We start from the raw sequence: 3,339 nt of genomic DNA on the forward strand, positions 1-3,339 counted from the left end.
AAGCGAGAAGCAGCAGGTGAGCGCACTGAGCCAGTTGGCCGCAGGGCTTGCAGGCGGGCTGGCGACGGGGGATACTGCGGGAGCCGTAACCGGCGTGCAGGCTGGGAAGAATGCGGTGGAGAATAACTTCCTGAGTACGACCTCTTCAACGAAACGGGATGAGTTGGCAGAGAAAGTACTGCAAGGTGATAAAACACTGCAAACCGCGAAAGAGTTTTTGCAGTTGGAAAATGCGGATAAACGTAGTGATGCGCTGGTCGCCAAGTTCAATAAAGATCCGGTTGGGATGACATCGGGAGAACGCGCGGAACTGACCGGTTATCTGATGGTTTATGCTGCCGAAATGCAAGCCCAGTACGGTGAGGCAGTCACTAAAGAACTGATTACTGGAATGCTGACAGGACAGGCTTATCTGAAATCAGCCCCGCAGACTGAAGCTCAGCAAAAAGCGCAAACCATTATGAATACCTGGGGCTACCATAAATCCAATGCGAGTATTGGTGACCCTGTGGTTCTGTATGGTCTGGGGCCGCTGGGGAACTCAATCAAGGCTGGGATGCTAGGCAATGCGGCGATAGGCGTTGGTGTTAATGCAGCCGTTCAACTTGGTGGTAAAGATCCATTTAACTACGTTGATGCGATACTTGCCGGTGTTACTGCCGCAGCTACTACAGGGAAAGGCATAGGTGTATCTGCTGGAATCAATATGGGCGGAGCAGCTTTGGGTAGTGCGCTAAAAGGGGAGGATCCAACTGGAGCCGTAATTGGGGCAGGAGCTGGCTCATTGCTGGGAGGTAAAGCTGGACAGGTTACTTCTGGTGCAATCGGCCAGGTAGTTGATAAAACTACTTCTGATATAGGAGGTGCTGTAGTGGGTTCTGTCATATCTGAGGCTGTTGGTGGTGCTGTAAAAGAAGAAATAGATAAGGCAGGTAAGAAATGATTAAATTTCAAAGGGCAGGTATTCCCTTATTGATTTTTTTGGTTATTTATTGGTCTTTAATTATTTCTGTGACCATCTTTTTTGCTGTACTAAGTGTTGCGGTATTCTTTTTTTTAACCAGTAGTAATGATTTGAATTTTGATTGGTTAGTTCAAAGTGTTTCTGCGATAAGAAAAGGAGTCTCGGCTGGTGCAGTTCTAGGTATCGGCATTTGGATTAAAGCCAAAATAGAAGAAAACAGACGCAAAAAAGTCCAGAGTGAAAAACAGAAATAAAGATATAAAGAGTCCCGGCCAGTTGGCCGGGATTTTTACTTTTACGTTCTAAAAACGTCCACTTCCCGCTGTTGTAACCGGATCACACCGGGCGCAGCGGTCAGTTCCAGTTGTTCAGCACTGGCAATGCCGGACTCGGTCAGCCAATCGCCACCAATCACGACCTCGCCGTTCTCCCGCACCCAATCCGCGCCCAAATCCTGCCGCTGCTGGCTGGGTATACTCGGCCTGACGGCGCGCTACATTGCCGGCCAGCTGTTCCCGGGCAAAACGGCAGAGCAACTGAGCGAAAGCGAGAAGCAGCAGGTGAGCGCACTGAGCCAGTTGGCCGCAGGGCTTGCAGGCGGGCTGGCGACGGGGGATACTGCGGGAGCGGTGACCGGCGGGCAGGCTGGGAAGAATGCGGTGGAGAATAACTATCTGAGCGTTCAGGAGAAGACCGAGCTTGAACTGGCGAAGCAGAAACTCCAGAACAGCAACGACCCGGCAGAGCGTGAGCAGGCCCAGCAGAAGATCAATGAACTGCGTGAAAAGGACATCACCAGCGACAAGAAAGTGATCGAAGCCTGCGGTAACGGTGGCGCAGCTAGCGAGGCCTGTGCGAGTGCGAGACTGGAAGTTATCGCTGCCAAAGGTGAGTATGAAACCGGGCCGTACAACTCGAAGGTGAGCCAGCAATACGCAGATGCTTACGGCCAGATAGTGAACCTGTTGAATATCACCAGTGTTGATGCACAGAATCAACAACAGGTGAAAGATGCGATGGTGAACTATGCCATGGTGCAGCTTGGCGTAGATAAGGCTACGGCAGAGGCCTACATCGAAACCTATGATGGGATGAAGACTGTAGCGGCCTCGTTGACTCCTGTGCTTGGTTCAGCGGCAGCGAAGCAGCTTAGTAAGATTGTTGATGCAAATCTGAAGGTTGTGGCGAAAGGGAACGTTGACGGTAATAAGTTCAGTGATACTAACCAAGGTATTAGACCTTCACAGTTAGCCGATTTTAATAAACTGACTCTTATCAACGATGTGGTACAAGCCAAGATAGATAAGCGCCCTGATAAAAATTACCCTAATGGAAATATGGGCACAGCTCATGCAGAAGTGGGTGTGATTCAACAAGCCTTTGACAAAGGAATGACTCAAGGGCGTGAAATGGCGATGAGTGTAGCTGGTAAGGAAGTGTGTAACTACTGTCTGAGTGATGTAAGAGCTATGGCAGAAAAGGCCGGATTAAAGTCACTGACGATATACGAAGAAGCAACAGGTAACGTTCTTTTTTGGCAGCAAGGGATGAAAAAAATAGAGAATCGAGGGCCAGCAAAATGATGAATTATGAACTTTCTCGATTATGTACTGGTGAGAAATATGTCAGGAATGAGTCCCCTTTATGGTCTGATGTGCTCGATTTTTTAAATGCTTTGAAGAATAGTAGTGGTAGTGTAAATATTAGGATCATTAATGCTCCAGATGTTGGGCCTGAAAGACTCAGCGTTGAGGCAGAGAATGGTTTTTATCTAGTGACTTTGCTCGAATATGACGAGTCTGGAGGAGATGTAAGATCTATATGGGATCAAACTTCTTCTGGGGAAAGTGTCATGATTCTTGGTAATTACTGGCCGGAACGACAGCTTACAAAGGACTTTGATCTTGTTGTCAGGATCTTTAAAGAGTTCTTTGATACTGGCAACGTATCAACGGAACTTCTGAACTGAGAGTAGAATCCCGACCAAGTTGGTCGGGATTTTTACTTTTACGCCCTAAATCTTCCCACTTCCCGCCGCTGTAACCGGATCACACCGGGCGCAGCGGTGACGTCCAGTTGTTCAGCACTGGCAATGCCGGACTCGGTCAGCCAATCGCCGCCAATCACGACCTCGCCGTTCTCCCACACCCAATCCGCGCCCAAATCCTGCCGCTGCTGGCTGGGTATACTCGGCCTGGCGGCACGCTACATTGCCGGCCAGCTGTTCCCGGGCAAAACGGCAGAGCAGCTGAGCGAAAGCGAGAAGCAGCAGGTGAGCGCACTGAGCCAGTTGGCCGCAGGGCTTGCAGGCGGGCTGGCGACGGGGGATACTGCGGGAGCCGTAACCGGCGTGCAGGCTGGGAAGAATGCGGTGG

3 protein-coding genes and 2 pseudogenes are annotated in these 3,339 nt (G+C 50.2%); all 5 read left to right on the plus strand.

The features are described 5' to 3' along the window. Positions 1 to 943: VENN motif pre-toxin domain-containing protein (locus M6G53_RS24660; protein WP_253335151.1), on the plus strand; the 943-nt coding region annotated here is incomplete at its 5' end. Beyond that, on the plus strand, positions 940 to 1,218 hold the full coding sequence (locus M6G53_RS24665; protein ID WP_253335153.1) for a hypothetical protein: 279 nt from the start codon (positions 940 to 942) through the stop codon (positions 1,216 to 1,218). The genes M6G53_RS24660 and M6G53_RS24665, both read left to right, overlap by 4 nt. Before the next feature lie 228 nt (positions 1,219 to 1,446). Further along, positions 1,447 to 2,547: pseudogene (locus M6G53_RS24670) on the plus strand (VENN motif pre-toxin domain-containing protein); the annotation flags it as partial. Beyond that, positions 2,544 to 2,933, plus strand: coding sequence for a DUF6911 family protein (locus tag M6G53_RS24675; RefSeq protein ID WP_253335155.1), 390 nt, complete (start codon positions 2,544 to 2,546; stop codon positions 2,931 to 2,933). The pseudogene M6G53_RS24670 and the gene M6G53_RS24675, both read left to right, overlap by 4 nt. Positions 2,934 to 3,158: 225 nt before the next feature. Then, a pseudogene (locus M6G53_RS24680) lies at positions 3,159 to 3,339 on the plus strand (VENN motif pre-toxin domain-containing protein); the annotation flags it as partial.

Origin of the sequence: Serratia nevei (genome assembly GCF_024160145.1) — a bacterium.
GTDB classification, from domain to species: Bacteria; Pseudomonadota; Gammaproteobacteria; order Enterobacterales; family Enterobacteriaceae; genus Serratia; species Serratia nevei_A.

Coding starts and splice junctions, on each gene's coding strand:
- M6G53_RS24665 (WP_253335153.1), top strand. CDS start 940: ATGATTAAATTTCAAAGGGCAGGTATTCCCTTATTGATTTTTTTGGTT.
- M6G53_RS24675 (WP_253335155.1), top strand. CDS start 2,544: ATGATGAATTATGAACTTTCTCGATTATGTACTGGTGAGAAATATGTC.